Genomic DNA, 19,012 nt, shown 5'->3' on the forward strand with positions numbered 1-19,012 from the left:
TATTAGGCTCATTCTTGTTTTAGTTCTTTTCTTCTTTGGATGATTTTAACATTATATGATTTAAAATCATATTGATTGAAAACATTACTTGTGTTCTTTGTGAAGCAAATTCCTTTATATGTAATTAATCCTGATTTGTTTATATCTTGTGAACTTGTAAACATAAAGACAGGGGCATCTTGATTAATTTGATTCATTTTTTGGTAAAAAAAGACCATTGCTGGTTGCTCAATAATAGAGAAAATTGTATGCCTGCCTGATTTATAAAGTGCATTAGCTAATCCTTTTTGTGCTAGATACATATAGTAATTCATTTTTGAACTTTCTCCATTAACGGTAAAGCGAATTACTCCGCAGGTGCTCACTTTGTTTACTATAGAAGAAAAAATAGTATTTTCTATAGCGGAACTTGAGGCTTCGTAAGTATTCAACTTTGTTTTTATTTGAGGGAAAAAAGACGGTAAACTTTCAGTTGAGCTTTCGCTTTTCCATTGGTCACTTTGGAAGAAATCATTAAAAAAAAGCCAGTTTTTTTTATCTTGGTAAGCTTCAATTAAAGCTGAAGAGATGATTGTTGGATAGATCTTTTTTTCATTTAGTTGGTACAAGATGAAATGCTCCCCTTTTGAGGAAATATCAAGGCAGGTTAACATTTCGTACCATTTATGTTCTTTAATGAATGTAGCTATATTAATTAGGACAATGGCATCTGAGAGAAGAAGTGGATATTTGCTAAATTCGGTCTGGAATAACCGCTTATCTGCTGCTATATCAGAGACAATTTCATAATGATAATGTTCGTTGATTTTTTCAGATAGAGCGCTTTGATGTGATTGAACAGAGCCTAGTTGGTAAGAATTAATTGAGTTTTGAATGGTTAGAAATATTTCAAACTCCGTCCAACATGATAACAAGCAACCGAAGACATTTTGTGCTGATTTTTCGATTGTGAAGTAATGAGGTGGAAGAGTGTGATTGGGTTGTTTCCCTATGATCTCTTGAGCTTCTTTTGTTGAAAATAAATAGTTTAAGTTACCAGTACTAGGGGCGTTTAATTTGGCTAAAATCGTCTCTTTCCTGCTTTCAACTATATGCTGCAATAGCTTTGGGGTATGGACTTCTTGGCAATATGAATACAACGTTTTTATAAAATGTTCACGTTGGTTTTTTTTGTGTTATTTCATTATTAGAGTTAGATAAAAAAGCGCGAAATAAATAGTTAACATTTTTCATTTTGATTTCCTTGTTTAATAAAAAAATGCTGAGATACATTCAGCACTTTAATTATATGGGAAATCATTCTATGTGATATTTTTTTGCTTAATTTTTTACTATTCATCACAACCTTATTGTATAATCATCACCCATATAACTCTAAAATGATCGAGAAATACTATCTGAACTTGGTAGATTCTTGATTAATAAAGCTAATTGACGCCTGTGAAGGCGACATAATAAGGTAAAAAATGAGCGAAAAATTACAGAAAGTATTAGCACGAGCAGGTCTTGGTTCTCGTCGTGAGTTGGAAACGATGATTCAAGCTAATCGTGTTAGTGTTGATGGTCAGATAGCAAAACTGGGTGATCGCCTAGAAAATGTTGATTCAAGAATTCGTATTGATGGCCATGTTGTATCGGTAAAAGAGTCTACTGATGTTATCTGTCGTGTTCTTGCTTACCATAAGCCTGAAGGCGAATTATGTACGCGTCACGATCCAGAAGGTCGTCGTACTGTTTTTGACCGTTTACCAAAAATTAAAGATTCTCGTTGGGTATCAGTTGGTCGTCTAGATGCTAACACTGCTGGTCTTCTGTTATTTACAACAGATGGTGAGCTAGCTAACCGCTTAATGCATCCAAGCCGTAAAGTTGAACGTGAATACATGTGTCGTGTATTTGGTGAAATTAACGATAAAATGGTTAAAAATCTAGTTTCTGGTGTGAAACTGGAAGATGGTGAAGCACGTTTTGAAGATGTAATGTACGCAGGCGGTGAAGGTATGAACCATACTTTCTACGTTGTAATCAATGAAGGTCGTAACCGTGAGGTTCGTCGTTTATGGGATTCACAAGGTGTAACAGTAAGTCGTCTAAAACGTGTTCGTTACGGTGATATTTTCCTAGAAAAAGCACTCCCTCGTGGTGGCTGGATGGAACTTGAGCTTAAAGAAGTAAACTACTTACGTGATATGGTTGAATTACCACATGAAAAAGAAAGTTTATTAGACGTAGATAAGCAATCACGTAAACGTGCTAAATCTAAATCTCAAAAGATCCGTCGTGCAGTTAAGCGTCATGATGAGCGTACAACTGACGATCGTAGTGCCGCGCAAGCCGGTCGCCGCGGTCGCAATAATAAGAAACCAGTAGGTAGCTCATTACCATCAGCAAAACGTAATACAACTGGTGACGCTAAACCAGCAGGTAAACCTACGGGTAAGCCAAGCGGTAAAGGAAAAAAACCTTCTGCAAATGGTGCAAAACCAATCAGAACTAAGTTTTCTCCAAATGGTAAAGCACCAAAATCAGCACCAAGACAACGTTAAGTCTAATCGCTGATTTAAGTAAAATAAATTAGACAAATAAAAAGGGTTGAAGCCATACGGTTTCAACCCTTTTTTATTCTTTCAGTATTTATTTTGGTTGTGCATCAATGCATTGACCATTAATCGTCATACTTTCAGGAGCCATTAAATAAACATACAGCGGCATGATATCTTTTGGTGTTTTAAGTAAACTAATATCTTCAGCAGGAAAGGCTTGTGCACGCATACGAGTATGAGTACCACCTGGGTTAATAGCATTTACTTTTACCGATGTGCCTTCCATTTCATGAGCCAATGTTTGCATCATACCTTCGGTAGCAAATTTTGAGATAGCATAAGCTCCCCAAAAAGCGCGTCCTTGATGACCAACCGTTGATGTTGTAAAAATAATACGAGCATCATCTGATTGTTGTAACGTAGGTAATAAGGCTTGAGTCATTAAGAATTGCGCTTTGACGTTAATCTGCATAACTTCATCAAAAATAGCTTCTTCAAACTGCTCAAAAGGACTCAACATTCCTAGTAAACCTGCATTATGTAATAGACCATCTAGCTGACCAAATTGGCTCTGAATGGTTTCTGCCATATCTATATAATGCTGTTTTGTTGCTCCTTTTAGATCTAAAGGAACAATAGCTGGAGTTGGGTAACCCGCTTTTTCAATTTCGTCGTAAACCGCTTCTAATTTAGCAACTGTACGGCCAAGAAGGATAACTGTTGCGCCATGTTGAGCGTAATGTAATGCAGCTTGTTTACCAATACCGTCGCCAGCGCCTGTGACTAAAATTATTTTGTTTTTTAATGTGTCAGCTGAAACCTGATAGTCCACTTTGTAATCCTTGTATTTCAACGTTCACCGTAAAGTTATACTGTTTTTTCAGTATTTTGTTGTAAAAACACGCGTTTAGTGCGAATTTTTATCATAAGGTGAATTAACTTTGGGTTAAGTTAGGTACAATACACGAAACATACTTCAGAGGGTATTACATTGGAATTTTTGTTTGATTACGGTCTCTTTTTAGCAAAGATAGCAACAGTGGTTGTTTCTATTATCGCCATTTTAGTGGTAGCTAAAGCGGTTAGTGGTAAATCAGCTAGTGCAAAAGGCGAGTTAGAAGTTTCTAATTTAACTGAGCAATATAAAGATACTGTGGCTGAATTAGAGCATCATTTATTTGACGATGCAGAATTAAAGGCACGCGCCAAAGCTGAGAAAAAAGCAAATAAAGAAGCGGATAAAGCAAGGCAGAAAGAAGTTAAGCAAGCGGCAAAATCTGGAGAGCTAGAGCTGAAACGTGATGCTCGTTTATTTGTACTTGATTTTAAAGGCAGCATTGATGCTAAAGAAGTGGCAGCATTGCGTGAAGAAGTATCAGCAATTTTAGCCATTTCGGTTGAAGGAGATGAAGTTCTTTTACGCCTTGAAAGTGGTGGTGGTATGGTTCATGGATATGGGCTCGCATCATCACAATTAGATCGTTTGCGTGATGCCAATATTAAGTTAACCGTCTCAGTTGATAAAGTAGCTGCTTCTGGTGGTTATATGATGGCTTGTATTGGTGAGAAAATCATTGCAGCACCATTTGCTATTGTTGGTTCTATTGGTGTTGTTGCTCAACTGCCAAACTTTAGTAAGTTATTGAAGAAAAACGATATTGAGTTTGAACAACTGACGGCTGGTGAATACAAACGCACCTTAACTATGTTCGGTGAAAACAGTGATAAAGCGCGTGAGAAATTCCAGTTAGAGCTAGAAGAAACGCACGTACTATTTAAAGATTTTATTCACGAACATCGCGCTGAATTAGATCTTGAAAAAGTAGCAACTGGCGAACATTGGTTTGGTAAGCAAGCGCTAGAATTAGGCTTAATTGATGCGATTCAAACATCGGATGATTATGTAACTCAAGCATGTAAAAATCGTGATGTATTAGCGATTCATTATGTACAAAAGAAAAAATTGAGCGATAAAATCGCAGGGGTTGCAGGTCAATCTGCAGAAAATGTCTTTATGCGTTTGATTAGCAAAGGCCAGCGACCAATTGTTTAATTTTTTATAGAGACTGCGTAAGAAAAAAGGCTGAATTATTCAGCCTTTTTTATTGCTTTGATTTATCAGAAATTACTTAACGGTAAACTTTTTGGATAATTGATGGGCAAGGTATTTAAACATATTGAATACAGCGGTTGTTTTCTCAGTCGGTAACCCTTGTTCTGATAAAAAGTATTCACCTTTAAATACTAATACTTCGTCTTTTTCTTCTACACTAGTGGCACGCATACCTTCAACATAGTTTTCGTGATCTTGAATGATTTGATTGGCGATTAACAGTAAATCAGCCTCAGAAATGGATTTTTTATCGCTCATACGTCACTCATTTATCGCTATATAAAAGACGAATTTTAAGCATAAAGAATTAAAAATACAATTGATGTAAATCATGATGATTAAAATAAATTTCGAAGAAATAATTGTGATTTTATTGTGAGCGACTGCAAGGTATTGAATTAACTTTTTGAGCTATTAGTCAGTAAATGTTAATAGATTCGACCGAAATGAGAACGCTTGAAAAAGTGTCAAGTGATAATTACATCTAATTAACAACTGTCCAAAGCGCGACCATTTAGAAGCAATTGTAAAAAAAGAGGTTGACGTGATGGCATCCTCCCTCAATAGTAATATATAGATAAAAGTTCAATTTATAGCTGTGGATATCGTTTTTTTCGACAGTTTTGTATTTCAGCACGAGGACGTTAGTGAGACATTATGGGTAAATCTCTAGTTATCGTGGAGTCACCAGCCAAAGCAAAAACAATTAATAAATACCTTGGCAAAGACTTCATCGTAAAATCCAGTGTAGGTCACGTTCGTGATTTGCCTATGGGTTCGACAAGCACCGGAAAGAAAGCGGCGGCAGCGTCAACCAAAGGTATGAGTGTTGAAGATAAAGCACGCATTAAGAAAGAAAGAGATAAGAAGAACCTGATCAATAAAATGGGTATTGACCCATACAATGATTGGGCGGCGAATTATCAAATCCTTCCAGGCAAAGAAAAAGTCGTAGCAGAATTACAAAAACTGGCTGAGAATGCAGACACTATCTATCTCGCAACCGATTTAGACCGTGAAGGGGAAGCTATTGCGTGGCACCTTCGCGAGATCATCGGTGGTGATGATTCACGCTATAAACGAGTAGTTTTTAACGAAATCACTAAAAATGCAATTCAGCAGGCTTTTGAAACTCCAGGTGAGTTGAGTATGCCTGGCGTAAATGCACAACAAGCACGTCGTTTCTTAGACCGTGTGGTTGGTTTCATGGCATCTCCATTATTGTGGAAAAAAGTGGCTCGAGGTTTATCTGCTGGCCGAGTTCAATCAGTTGCTGTGAAGGTATTGGTTGAGCGTGAGCGTGAAATCAATGCATTTATTCCTGAAGAGTTCTGGGATATCCATGCGGATACGTTAACTGCGGATAAAGAAAATTTCCGCCTACAAGTAGCTCAACGTAATGGTTCTGTATTTAAACCATTAACGCAAGCGGATACACTTGCAGCGGTTAGTATTCTTGAAAAAGCAGAATACGAAGTGTGTAAGCGTGAAGACCGCCCAACAAAAAGTAAGCCATCAGCACCGTATATCACATCAACATTGCAACAAGCAGCAAGTACACGTCTAGGTTATGGTGTGAAAAAGACCATGATGTTAGCTCAGCGCCTCTATGAGGGCGGTTACATCACCTATATGCGTACTGACTCAACTAATTTAAGTAAAGAGGCTGTAGAGGCGTTACGTGAGTTTATTGGTTCTGAGTATGGTGATAGTTATTTACCTTCAGCGCCGATTTTTTACGGTAGCAAAGAAGGCGCACAAGAAGCCCATGAAGCGATTCGTCCTTCAAGCGTAGAAGTGAAAGTTGACGGCCTACAAGGTATGGAAGCGGACGCTCATAAACTTTACAACCTAATTTGGAATCAATTTGTGGCGTGTCAAATGACACCTGCACAATATGATTCAACGACATTGAGCGTAAAAGCCGATGAATTTACCCTAAAAGCAAAAGGGCGTATCCTTAAGTTTGATGGTTGGACTCGCGTGCAACGTCCAATGGGTAAAAATGAAGATCAATTACTTCCAGCGGTTCAACTTGGCGATAAGCTAAAACTAGAACAGCTGGATCCAAAGCAACACTTTACTAAGCCACCAGCGCGTTTCACAGAAGCTGCATTGGTTAAAGAACTTGAGAAAAAAGGCATCGGTCGTCCATCGACTTACGCATCAATCATCTCAACCATTCAAGACCGTGGTTATGTTCGTGTTGAAAGTCGCCGTTTCTATGCAGAGAAAATGGGTGAAATCGTTACAGACCGTCTAAATCAATCGTTTGATGATTTAATGGATTACGACTTTACTGCTCGTATGGAAGGCAACTTAGATAAGATTGCTGAAGGCGATAAAGATTGGAAAGACGTACTTAACGCTTTCTTCCAAGATTTTACTGATGATATCGCGAAAGCTGAGCTTGATGAATCTGAAGGTGGCATGTCACCAAATAATATCGTAGAAACCGATATTAAATGTCCAACATGTGGCCGTAATATGGGTATTCGCACTGCATCAACTGGGGTATTCCTTGGATGTTCTGGTTACGCATTACCACCAAAAGAACGTTGTAAGACAACCATTAACTTAGGTAATGAAGAGGGCATTATTAATGTTCTTGAAGAAGATGTAGAAACCGCAGCATTACGAGCTAAGAAACGTTGTCCTAAGTGTGAAACAGCGATGGATCCTTATCTAATTGATCAAGATCGTAAGCTTCATGTTTGTGGTAATAATCCGAACTGTGAAGGTTACATTATTGAGAACGGTGAGTTCCAACTTAAAGGCTATGATGGTCCAATTGTCGAATGTGACAAATGTGGTTCAGACATGGAACTTAAGAACGGCCGCTTTGGTAAATATATGGATTGTACGAGTGAAACGTGTAAAAACACTCGTAAGATCCTTAAAAATGGCGAAGTTGCGCCACCAAAAGAAGATCCTGTTCATCTTCCTGAATTGGAATGTGAAAAGTCAGATGCGTACTTTGTATTGCGTGATGGTGCATCAGGTTTATTCTTAGCAGCAAGCACGTTCCCTAAATCACGTGAAACACGTGCACCGTTAGTGGAAGAGTTAGTGCGCTTTAAAGATCGTTTGTCTCCTAAGTTTACTTACTTAACGGAAGCGCCAACGCACGATCCTGACGGTAAGCCTGCGGTAGTTCGTTTTAGCCGTAAAACGAAAGAAAACTACGTTCGTACTGAAAACGATGGTAAGCCATCAGGTTGGACTGGGTTATATATCGACGGAAAATGGGCAATTACCGATAAGCGTAAAAAGCCAAAAGCTGAGAAAGAGTCTTAATTATTAAGGCATTATAATCAGACAAAATAATGAGAGCTGCAGAAATGCAGCTCTTTTTTTATGATACAAGTGTCACAAAATTCTATATTTGTTCTTATTTTGAAACAATGATTGATCTAACACGTTATACCGAATGGTTGATGAAGGAGATAATTCTCGTTATTACCCTTAAATTGTTCTATGGAAGTCGGTAGCGTTATGCGTCAATACATGAAGTATTTAATCCCAACAATTATCCCACTCATCATTCTTTTGATGCCTTTGTCAGCTTTTCCTTTTGAAGGTATGACAATTATTCAGCAGCGTGTTATTGCTATCTTTTTATTAGCAGCACTATGTTGGGTGTTTGAGCCTATTCCTATTTATGCTACATCGGTAGTTATTATTGTTTTAGAGCTACTTATGGTATCAGACAAAGGATTTTTCTTATTTAAGATGAATCAGGATTCCGCTCATTTTGGTGAACTACTTAACTACAGCGATATTATGGCGACGTTTGCCAGCCCAATAATTATGCTGTTCTTAGGTGGATTTTTCTTGGCAATGGCTGCAACAAAATATCGATTGGATGTTAACTTAGCGAGAGTGCTATTGAAGCCATTTGGGACGGATCCTAAATTCGTTATGCTTGGCTTAATGTTGATCACCGGTATCTTCTCAATGTTTATGTCTAATACTGCGACAACAGCGATGATGTTATCCATCTTAACGCCAGTTATTGCCGTATTTGGTCCAAAAGATCCGGGGCGCGTTGCGTTTGCGTTGTGTATCCCAATTGCCGCAAACATTGGTGGTATTGGAACCCCAATTGGAACCCCGCCAAATGCGATCGCACTAAAATATTTAGTGGGAGATAACTTAATTACTTTTGGTGAATGGATGGTATTTGGGGTGCCATTTGTGATTGTCATGATGGCTCTTGCTTGGTTTTTAATTACTTATTTGTATCCAGCAAAGCAAACTACAATGAATTTGGATATCAAAGGTAAGTTCTTAAAAACACCAAAAGCGATCACCGTTTATATCACCTTCGCAGGTACGATCTTATTGTGGTTAATGGGATCAAGTCACGGCATGAACTCATATACAGTTGCTCTTATTCCAGTTGCTGTTTTCTCTATTACAGGGATTATCAATAAAGAAGATCTTAAGAAAATTTCATGGGATGTTCTATGGTTAGTATCGGGTGGTATTGCTCTTGGTTTAGCTTTAGACAAAACAGGCTTGGCTAAGTTAGTGGTTCATAGCATTCCTTTTGATGCTTACTCTCCTTATGTTGTGTTATTTGGTGCGGCATTCTTATGTTTAATCATGGCAAACTTCATGTCGCATACGGCAACCGCTAACTTATTGATGCCGATCATGGCAGCGTTAGGTACCTCTATGACGTCATTGACACCGCTTGGCGGAGAGTTAACGCTTATCTTAATCGTAACGTTTGCTGCTTCACTAGGCATGTCATTACCAATCAGTACGCCACCAAATGCGTTAGCACACGCTACTGGGAATGTAGAAAGCAGCCAAATGGCGAAAACAGGCGTAATCTTAGGGGTAATAGGGGTTTTATTAAGTTTTGTTATGGTATGGGTTCTTCACACTGTTGGTCATATTGGATAGCTTATGAATCAAGAGAAATTACAACGTTTGATTGATGCGTACTTTAGTCAACCCGAGCGAAGAGTCGTAATTCCTGCGGGAGAGACGATTTTAGAGCAAGGGGCTGATAATGACCGTCTCTATTACGTTTGTTCTGGAGAATTGGAAGGGTTTTATTTAGAAGAAAACGGTGAGAACCAAGTTAAAGTATTTAGCGCTTCTGAAGGTGCTTTTATTGGAGTACACAGTTTTTTCTCAGAGACCTTAATAGCTTCATCAACCGTGGTAAGTAAAACAGAAAGTGAATTAAGTTGGATTGACTCAAAAACAACTGCGATTGAGTTAGAGCGTTACGGCCCTTTAACGGCTCAATTTACACCAATTATTGTTAATGAACTTTCTCGTCGACAACGCAGAGCAATGCATGAATCTATTGAAAAAGAAAAAGCATTACAAAAGCTATATTCAGCAGAGCAGATGACAACGTTAGGACAGCTAGCGGCGGGAATTGCACATGAACTCAATAATGCAGTAGGCGTATTAAGCAGTAAAACAGAGCGGCTTCAGTCTATTATTTTAGAGCTGCTTGAAGAGATACATCCGGAAGCGAGTAGTTTTGTCGATCAAGGATTAATCCACGGGCAAAACATCAGCTCTTCTGAAGTAAGAAAGCGAGGGCGAGAGCTTGAAGTTAGTTACGGTATTGATAGAGATACTGCTCGTGAATTGGCAAGAGCTGTTCCAGAAGGTGAGCTTTCTCAATTTTGGCTTAAAAGTCCAGAGCAAGCGGTAAGATATTGGAACATAGGACGAGATCTGCATGATATGCGTTTGGCTGCAAGGCACTCTGTTGGGATTGTTCGTTCAGTTAAACAGCTAGGTCGAACAGATATTGATACCGATGAAATATTAGATGTAAATGACAGTATCAATAAAGCCTTAGTGCTATTGCAGAGTGATTTACGCCGTGTTTCTGTGCATTTAAGCCCAGCGGCAATGCCTATGGTGAAAGCCTCAGCAACAGAGCTTGTGCAGATATGGGCTAATATTATTAAGAATGCCAGTGATGCGATGGAGAAGGTACAAGAACCAGAGATTGAGATCTCTACCAGAGTATCAAACCGTTTTGTCCTAGTCACTATTGCCAATAATGGCCCCGAAATTGATGAAGCGACAAGACGTAAAATATTTCAGCCTAACTTTACGACTAAAAAAGGCGGACTCTCTTTTGGGTTAGGGTTAGGGTTAGCGATTGTGAAACGGATCTTGAGTGGATACGGTGGCTCAATTGCCGTAAAAAGCAATCAGGACAAAACTATTTTTAGAATTAAATTGCCAGTGGAGGACGGTCATGGAAAAGCTTAATCTGATTTGTGTAGACGATCAAAGGGAAGTGCTGAGTGCCGTTTTGCAAGATCTCGCGCCACTAAAGTCATGGATCAATATTGAAGAGTGTGAATCGGCAGACGAAGCATTAGACTTAATGGATGAATTGGACAGTGAAGGTGGATACATTGCATTAGTGTTATCTGATCATGTGATGCCGGGTAAAAGTGGTGTGGAGTTATTAACCGATGTGTCTCACGACTACCGCTTCTTAAGAACTAAGAAGGTACTTCTAACGGGTCAAGCAACTCATCAAGATACCATCATTGCTATTAATCGAGCTCGTATTGAAAGCTATATTGAAAAACCATGGAACGCAGATGAATTAAGAGCACTAGTCACTCGTTTGGTGACCGAGTTTGTGTTTGATAAAGGGCTTGAATATACCGATTATCAAGAACACCTTGATCAACAAGTGGTATTAAACCGATTACGATAATCTCGTATTTTTACTATAACTCCCTCATGCACTATTTTTACATAAGGGAGTTATCATAATTATGCTTGGATCAATTCATTACCAGACGCATCACCTTTAATAAACGCATCAATACTTCCTAATGTCGTAGCAGCAATATTTTCTAATGCTTCGTCTGTTAAGAATGCTTGGTGTCCAGTAAAGAGAACGTTATGGCAAGCAGATAAACGACGGAATACATCATCAGTAATTATGTCGTTTGATTTGTCTTGGAAGAACAATTCTTTTTCATGATCATAAACATCCAACCCAAGTGCCCCAATTTTTCCTGCTTTTAATGCTTCAATAGCATTAGCTGAATTAAGCAATCCACCTCTACTTGTATTGATGATCATCACGCCATCTTTCATTTTCTCAAATGAGTCAGTATCTAGTAAGTGTGTATTTTCAGATGTTAATGGGCAATGTAATGTGATCACATCTGAATGGGTGAAAATATCATCCAAGGTCGTATATTTAACGCCTAAATCAATAGCAACTTGGCTTGGGTATGGATCATAACAAAGGATCTCCATCCCTAATCCCTTCAAAATACGCATAGTTGCAAGGCCTATTTTACCTGAGCCGATAACCCCTACCGTTTTTCCAAAGAAATTAAAGCCAGTTAATCCCTCTAGAGAGAAATTTGCATCACGAGTTCGTTGGTATGCTTTATGAAAACGGCGATTAAGGCACATCATCATTCCAACTGCGTGTTCAGCGATTGCTTCTGGTGAATAAGCAGGAACACGAACTACTTGTAGCCCTAGCTTTTTTGCCGCATCCAGATCAACACGATCAAAACCAGCACAACGCATTGCGATTAATTTGATGCCTTGTGAGGCAAGTTTAGTTAACACTGGTTCAGATAGGTCATCATTAACGAAAGCACAAATAACGTCGGCACCATTGGCGATGGGTGCTGTACTTTCTGTTAGCTGAAAGTTGAAATACTGACACTCAAATTGATACTTCTCATTAATTCGACTAAAAGAAGATTCATCGTAAGATTTGGTACTGAACATGGCAATCTTCATATAATATCCTTACAAATAAATAGGTTATATTAATTTTACTCTTTTTCTACTCTACCACTTATTAACATAAAAATAAGGGTAAAATGAGAGATAGTTGCTTTTTGTATTATGTGAGTAAAGATAGTTACGTATCAGAGCTATAATTTGTTCATATTTAATTTTACATCTAGTTTAGCGATTGCGTTCATGTAATTGATAATAAATATCATTTAGAATCTAAATATATTCAGTAAAGAGGTTTTCATTATGATGCAGCAAATAACAGAATGGCTAACGAGAGATCCAGATCCAAAAACACGTGAAGAACTTCAATGCATTGTTGATAGTAATAATGTCTCTGAATTAGAAGATCGTTTTTCTTCTCGTCTGCAATTTGGTACTGCAGGGTTGCGTGGCATGGTAGGTGCTGGGCCGAACCGAATGAATCGACTTGTGATCCAAGAGACAGCAACAGGCTTAGGTCATTACTTAATTGAACACATTACAAATGCAAGCCAAAGAGGGGTTGTGATTGGTTATGATGGTCGCACTGACTCTCAGCAATTTGCTCATGATACCGCCAGTGTATTAACCGCATTAGGTATTAAGGTGTTCTTAACAACCAAAGTAGCAGCGACACCTATTGTGGCTTATGGGATCAAGAAGTTTAATGCAGCCGGAGCCGTAGTGGTTACTGCAAGCCACAACCCACCAGAATATAATGGTTTTAAAGTATATTGGGAGAATGGGGCGCAAATTATTCCACCGCATGATTCTGGTATTGCTAATGAGATAGATATTGCTGCGACTAAGCCTATTCCGTTGATGTCTTTGAGTGATGCTGAAGGGCGAGGGCTGTTAGTGTGGTTAGATGATGAATATTATCAAAGCTACCGCGATGCAATGAATAGTAATCCACTGCTTTCAAATCATACTAACCCATCAGCCATTTCGATTGCCTATACCGCAATGCATGGTGTGGGTGCTGATATGGCAGAGACCTTATTACGTGATGCTGGATTTAATCATGTGGTGAGCGTGGCAGAACAAAGAGAGCCTGATGGTACTTTTCCTACTGTAAATTTCCCTAATCCAGAAGAAAAAGGTGCGATGGATATGGTGATTGCACTGGCCGATTCAGTACAGGCTGAACTTGCTTGTGCTAATGACCCCGATGCGGATCGCTTTGCTCTTGCTGCGAGAAAAATAGACGGTAGTTATCAGATGTTAACAGGAGATCAAGTTGGTATCTTGTTTGGACATTATTTATTGAAACACACGGATGCCACTAAGCAGCTGGTCGGTAATACGATTGTGTCTTCTCGTTTGCTAAAGAAAATTGCAGAAGCAAAAGGTGCAGAGTATTTTCAGACGCTGACTGGTTTTAAGTGGCTGACTAACGTTGCAATGCAAAAACAGAGTGATGAGAAGCAATTTCTTTTTGCTTATGAAGAAGCGCTTGGTTATACCGTTGGTAGTGAAGTGTGGGATAAAGATGGGTTATCTGCTTTAGTTGCCTTTGCTCAATTAGCGGCAGAGCTTTCAACGCAAGGTAAGAGTGTTTGGGATGAATTAGAGTTGATTTATCGCACTCATGGTTTATATGTAAATGCGCAGCAAAGCATTGCATTAGATCCTAATTCTCCACCAATTGGGGATAAATTAAGAGCAGCGCCACCTAAACAAATTGCAGGTGTAAATATTAGTGTCACTGAAGATTTAAAAGCCTCATTACGTTATTTATCTGATGGCTCAACAGAGTCAATAGATTTACCGGCGAGTGATGTGCTGATTTACCACTTAGAAGATGAATCTCGTATTATTGTTCGCCCTTCAGGAACTGAACCAAAGTTGAAATGTTACTATGAGATGGTAACAGACATAGCGCCAACTGATGATTGTGCAGATATTCAGATTGAAGCCAATACCGCTATGGCGCGATTGATTAGCGAGCATCAAAAAAGTTTACTATAAAATAACAATACCTTTGTTAATTATTTAATGGCCTCAATATAATATTGAGGCCATTTTTATATGATAAATAATTTAAAACACTATAAAATTAGGGATTAAAATCACATATATTTGCTTATTGAATGTTTTGTTTTTAATTTTATATTTATCTCTGTGAGCTATATTGCTATTTAATTTATTTTCTTGTGAGATATTTCGCAACATATCACAAATTGATTTTGATGGTTCAATAATCCAGTAAATGGTTTAAATATCAACTTACTATACCCTCCATATATACTTACTATTCTCATGGTTATTAATAAGCTTTCTTCAAATGGAATTAACATTTCAAAGTAAGAAGGTTCGTGCGTTTCGCTTTTTATTTAAAGAATACATAGCACCGTGATTATTAAACATATTGGGTAATATCGTATAGATTATGCGGTTTTTGATAGAAAACACGTATTTCATATTCGGTTCTTATTTGTAAATATCCATAAAAACAATGGTGTAGTGTTTTCAGATGTTTTCATTGTAGTAATAAGGAACAATATGAAATTCCAACTCTCTTTCTTAGCATTTGCTGTCGCTTTTGGGCTGACTGGTTGTGGTGATGAAACCGTTAACCATATATCAACGTCTAATCCTGACGTTCCATCTATAAGCGTTCCCGCAGTGTCCGGTTTTGCAAAGTATATAAACCCATTAATTGGTACGGGTGCTGATGGGCATACTTTTCCTGGTGCAGTATATCCTTCTGGTATGGTTCAGTTATCCCCTGATACAGAAATGGATGGTTGGGGCTCTGCGGCAGGTTATTTTGATCATGGTAAATTAGTTGATATTCCTGTATATGGTTTTTCTCATACTCATTTATCTGGAACGGGTATTACTGACTTAGGTGATATTCTTGTTCTTCCATTTATAAATAAATCGAATGCAACTTATAATACGTTTGATAAGAAAAATGAAATTGCTCAAGCCGGTTATTATGCAGTAGACCTAAATAATGGGGAAATAAAAGCAGAATTAACGACATCTCCTCGTGTTGGTTATCATCGATATACTTTTAAAAAAGGAGCAACACCTTATATTAAGCTTGATCTTGACCATACCTTAAATAAATCTTGGGGTAATAGAACTACGATTGGAGACATTGAAATTGTAGATGAATATACCATTAAAGGTAAACGCAGTTCTGATGGTTGGGCTAATAATCAGCATGTCTATTTCTATGCCAAGTTTAGTCAACCAATTCTAAAAGCAACAGCCATGATTGATGATGTTGAAACGGATATTGCACTTAAAAATGAAGGCGGTATTGAAGCGGTTCATACGATTGCCTATTTAGAATTCGCAGAATCAAGCAAACCCGTTGAAATGAAAGTAGCAATATCACCAGTGAGTGCAGAAGGGGCTGAAGGAAATTTAAACGCCGAAGTACCGCATTGGGATTTTTCTAAAGTACGCAACACCTCTTTGAATGCTTGGAACCAAGAACTTAATAAAATTAAGATTGAAGGTGGAACAGAAGAGCAGCGTGAAATCTTTTATACTTCCCTATATCACGCCTCAATCGCCCCTATGATTTTCCAAGATGTTGATGGTAAATATCGTGCAATGCGAACTCAAGATATTAAAGATGCAGAGGATATCCCTAATTACTCAATCTATTCAATGTGGGATACGTTTCGTGCATTTCATCCACTTCAAACAATAATAAACCCACAGCGTGCAGAAGAATATGCGAATGACTTAATTCGTAAATATGAAGACGGTGGCATTCTTCCTAAATGGGAGCTTCATGGTCATTACACAGGAACGATGATTGGGTTTCCTGCCATTTCTATTATTGCAGATGCAATGGTAAAAGGGCTTGATATTGATGAGACTAAAGCAAAAGCGGCGGCAGAATTTACAGCTCGTTACCAAGAGAAGCAGCAATTTATTGATGCTGGTTGGACAGAAGATCAGAACTTAGGTGCGGCTAATGTAGTGCAAGTTAAAGTGTATGAAGAAAATGGGTTTGTGCATCATGGTTACTGGAACTCAGCATCTTATACGTTAGAGTTTGCTTATGGTGATTGGGCTATGTCTGAAATTGCTCGTATGAGTGGTGATATTGCTCTTCAAGATGAATTCATAACTCGTGCTGATAATTGGAAAAATCATTGGGATGCAGAAACTGGATTCTTACGTCCAAAAAATCATCCGGACAGCACTCGTCCGGAAAAACCAGCGTCAGAGTTTAATCATCCAATTGCACACTGTGAGACAGTTGATGAGGTGAAAACCTGTACATTTGAGCCCTTTGATCCTTACTACGTAGATGAATTTGCCTTTACTGAAGGTAATGCGTGGCAATGGAAATTTCAGCCGATGCATGATTTTGAAGGCTTAAAAGCAGCCATTTATGAAGCTGATGTAGCGAAAGGAATTGATACTTCACCAGAGAAAGCATTTCGTGAAGATTTAGATGAGCTATTTAATGCAAGTTCCTCTAATACTGGCGAAGAGTTACCTGATTTAACGGGGTATGTTGGTCAATATATGCATGGTAATGAGCCATCTCATCATATTCCTTATTTATACAATATGACGGATGAACCTTGGAAAGCACAAGAATACTTAGACCGTATTATGAATGAAATGTACTCAGCAACGCCAACAGGCATTGTTGGTAATGAAGATGTTGGTCAAATGTCTTCTTGGTACATCATGTCGGCAATGGGCTTCTATCAAGTCACCCCCGCAGATCCAACTTACAGCATTGGTCGCCCATTGTTTAATAAGACGACTTTAGCAGTGAAAGGTGGTGAGTTTACGATTACGGCAGATAACAATAGCCCTCATCATAAATACGTGAAATCAGTGAGTATTAATGGCCAACCATTAAATGACTTCTCATTCGAACATAGTGATATCAAAGCAGGCGGTAACTTACATTTTGTAATGACTGGCGACAAAAACCAAGCAATGAAAGCGGTTCTAAATTAACCCAAACAGGCACTGTTCATCAGTGCCTGTTACTTTGATAAGTAAAAGGATTTCCATGAAATTTAAACGATCTTATTTAGCATTCGCAATCGCTTTTGGTCTTGTTGGGTGTGCAGAAGAAACAGTTAATAATATTTATACAGAGAGTAATGATACTAACACCTCTGTGACGTCTCCATTTCCTGAACTGGAGGGTAATGTTGCTTACATTAATCCTTTCATTGGTACTGGGTTTAATGGTCATACATTTCCGGGAGCCGTCGTGCCTGAAGGAATGGTGCAGCTCTCACCAGATACGGAGTTAATTGGCTGGCATTCTGCTTCAGGATATCACTATGATAAAGCTACCTTATTTGGTTTTTCCCACACTCATATAAGTGGCGCGGGGATGGGAGGGCTTGGAGATATTCAGTTTCTACCATTTATAGAAAATAATGAAAAATATATAGATGAATCAGATGATTATCGTAAAGCTAAATTTGTTAAGTTAGATAAAACAACAGAGATAGCAGAGGCGGGATATTATTCTGTAGAGATCGCCGATAACGGAATAAAAGCAGAGTTAACCGCTTCAGAGCGAGTGGGCTTCCATCGATACACTTATCCAAAAGGTGAACCTATAAAACTTAAGATAGATTTAAACTCTATCCTGAATTCAGACTGGGGTTCAACATCGCTTCGTAATAAACTGAAAATCAGTGAAGATGGCTATTCGGTTATCGGTGAAAAAGATTCAGCAAACTTTTCGGGTTGGGCTAAAAACCAAAAACTGTTTTTTCATGCTACTTTCGATAAAAAAATTAAAGCCGTTTATCTATTAGCTGGCGGCGTTAAAGTAAATGGTTTAACGGCAGAGCATCGGTCTGAATTGATTTACAATGATGAAGGTGTCGCTATTAAGCGGACGAAAGCTGATGTAACTGCTTATATAGAATTTGAATCTGGTGATAATCAAGAGTTGAATGCGCAAGTTGCAATTTCAGGTGTGAGTGCTGATGGCGCGAAAGAAAATCATGATGCAGAAGCCTATACCGATGGTAAATTAACACCATTCAATGTTGCTCGAGGTAATGCCGTTAAAAAATGGAGTAAAGCGTTAAACTTCTTTATTAAAGGTGGTACGGAAGAAGAAAAAGAAATTTTTTATACTGCGTTATACCACACTAAAATTGCACCAATCGTTCATCAGGATGTGGATAAAAGCTTCCGAGGAATGGGGATTGGCTCTATGCGCAATGGTGAGGGAGAATATACGATAACTTATGGTACCGCGACTGAAGATAAGCCCAATTTTACCGTGTATTCCTTATGGGATACATTCCGTGCGTTGCATCCTCTAAAAACAATTACAGAGCCGACCCGAGCGGTTCAATATGCGAAAAACTTAGTTCAAAAACAGGTGGAAAGTGGGTTGCTGCCTAAATGGGAACACATGGGAGATGAAACTGGAACAATGGTTGGTTACCCTGCAGTTGCTGTCATTGCAGATGCCATGATTAAATACCCAGATGAATTCTCGCAAGAAGAGAAAGTTCAAGCTCTTAATGCCGCTATCGCTTCGTCAACCTATAAGCCTGAAGATTTTCCTCAATGGGATAAACAAGTACTTGATAAGACATTAACCGCACACGTTAAATACATTGAAGACCCT

12 protein-coding genes and 1 pseudogene are annotated in these 19,012 nt (G+C 38.4%); 9 read left to right on the plus strand and 4 right to left on the minus strand.

Annotation, left to right across the window (positions count from 1 at the left end):
- Positions 1-8: 8 nt before the first annotated feature.
- Positions 9-1,151 (minus strand): annotated as a pseudogene (locus tag BTO22_RS04665) (acyl-homoserine-lactone synthase); the annotation flags it as partial.
- Positions 1,152-1,466: 315 nt separating this feature from the next.
- Between BTO22_RS04665 and rluB the strand changes: the two are divergent.
- Positions 1,467-2,546, plus strand: coding sequence for a 23S rRNA pseudouridine(2605) synthase RluB (gene rluB / locus BTO22_RS04670; protein WP_105054487.1), 1,080 nt, complete (start codon positions 1,467-1,469; stop codon positions 2,544-2,546).
- A gap of 88 nt (positions 2,547-2,634) precedes the next feature.
- Here rluB and BTO22_RS04675 read toward each other — a convergent pair whose 3' ends face one another.
- Positions 2,635-3,375, minus strand: coding sequence for a YciK family oxidoreductase (locus BTO22_RS04675; RefSeq protein WP_105054488.1), 741 nt, complete (start codon positions 3,373-3,375; stop codon positions 2,635-2,637).
- 159 nt (positions 3,376-3,534) lie between these two features.
- Here BTO22_RS04675 and sohB point away from each other — a divergent pair, with 159 nt between their 5' ends.
- Positions 3,535-4,596, plus strand: a complete 1,062-nt coding sequence (sohB, locus tag BTO22_RS04680; RefSeq protein WP_105054489.1) for a protease SohB — start codon at positions 3,535-3,537, stop codon at positions 4,594-4,596.
- Between the two features lie 72 nt (positions 4,597-4,668).
- Here the strand turns inward: sohB and BTO22_RS04685 are convergent, their stop codons facing one another.
- On the minus strand, positions 4,669-4,914 hold the full coding sequence (locus BTO22_RS04685) for a YciN family protein (protein ID WP_105054490.1): 246 nt from the start codon (positions 4,912-4,914) through the stop codon (positions 4,669-4,671).
- Between the two features lie 399 nt (positions 4,915-5,313).
- Between BTO22_RS04685 and topA the strand changes: the two genes are divergently transcribed.
- The 4 genes from topA to BTO22_RS04705 all read left to right on the plus strand — a co-directional run bounded on the left by topA (position 5,314) and on the right by BTO22_RS04705 (position 11,374).
- Positions 5,314-7,953: a type I DNA topoisomerase gene (gene topA / locus BTO22_RS04690; RefSeq protein ID WP_105054491.1), complete on the plus strand. Its 2,640-nt coding sequence runs from the start codon at positions 5,314-5,316 to the stop codon at positions 7,951-7,953.
- Between the two features lie 198 nt (positions 7,954-8,151).
- The gene (locus BTO22_RS04695) at positions 8,152-9,570 is read left to right on the plus strand and encodes an SLC13 family permease (RefSeq protein ID WP_105055555.1); all 1,419 of its coding nucleotides are present in this window, start codon (positions 8,152-8,154) and stop codon (positions 9,568-9,570) included.
- A 3-nt stretch (positions 9,571-9,573) separates the two neighbouring features.
- Positions 9,574-10,914 (plus strand): ATP-binding protein, encoded by a 1,341-nt coding sequence (locus BTO22_RS04700; RefSeq protein ID WP_061028442.1) that lies wholly within the window; start codon positions 9,574-9,576, stop codon positions 10,912-10,914.
- On the plus strand, positions 10,901-11,374 hold the full coding sequence (locus BTO22_RS04705) for a response regulator (protein WP_060990674.1): 474 nt from the start codon (positions 10,901-10,903) through the stop codon (positions 11,372-11,374). Before BTO22_RS04700 ends, BTO22_RS04705 begins: the two co-directional genes overlap by 14 nt.
- A gap of 59 nt (positions 11,375-11,433) precedes the next feature.
- On the opposite strand, the gene BTO22_RS04710 is transcribed toward BTO22_RS04705, so the two are convergent.
- Positions 11,434-12,429, minus strand: coding sequence for a 2-hydroxyacid dehydrogenase (locus BTO22_RS04710; RefSeq protein ID WP_061028444.1), 996 nt, complete (start codon positions 12,427-12,429; stop codon positions 11,434-11,436).
- A gap of 246 nt (positions 12,430-12,675) precedes the next feature.
- On the opposite strand from BTO22_RS04710, the gene BTO22_RS04715 reads away from it, so the two are divergent.
- From BTO22_RS04715 to BTO22_RS04725, 3 genes are all read left to right on the plus strand, one after another.
- Positions 12,676-14,382, plus strand: a complete 1,707-nt coding sequence (locus BTO22_RS04715) for a phospho-sugar mutase (protein WP_105054492.1) — start codon at positions 12,676-12,678, stop codon at positions 14,380-14,382.
- Between the two features lie 534 nt (positions 14,383-14,916).
- Entirely contained in the window at positions 14,917-17,361 is a 2,445-nt protein-coding gene (locus BTO22_RS04720) for a GH92 family glycosyl hydrolase (RefSeq protein ID WP_105054493.1), read from the plus strand.
- Positions 17,362-17,416: 55 nt separating this feature from the next.
- Positions 17,417-19,012, plus strand: a 1,596-nt coding sequence (locus BTO22_RS04725; RefSeq protein WP_181044562.1) for a GH92 family glycosyl hydrolase, incomplete at its 3' end; no start/stop codon positions are given.

It is taken from the genome of Aliivibrio sifiae, assembly GCF_002954705.1.
GTDB lineage: Bacteria > Pseudomonadota > Gammaproteobacteria > Enterobacterales > Vibrionaceae > Aliivibrio > Aliivibrio sifiae_A.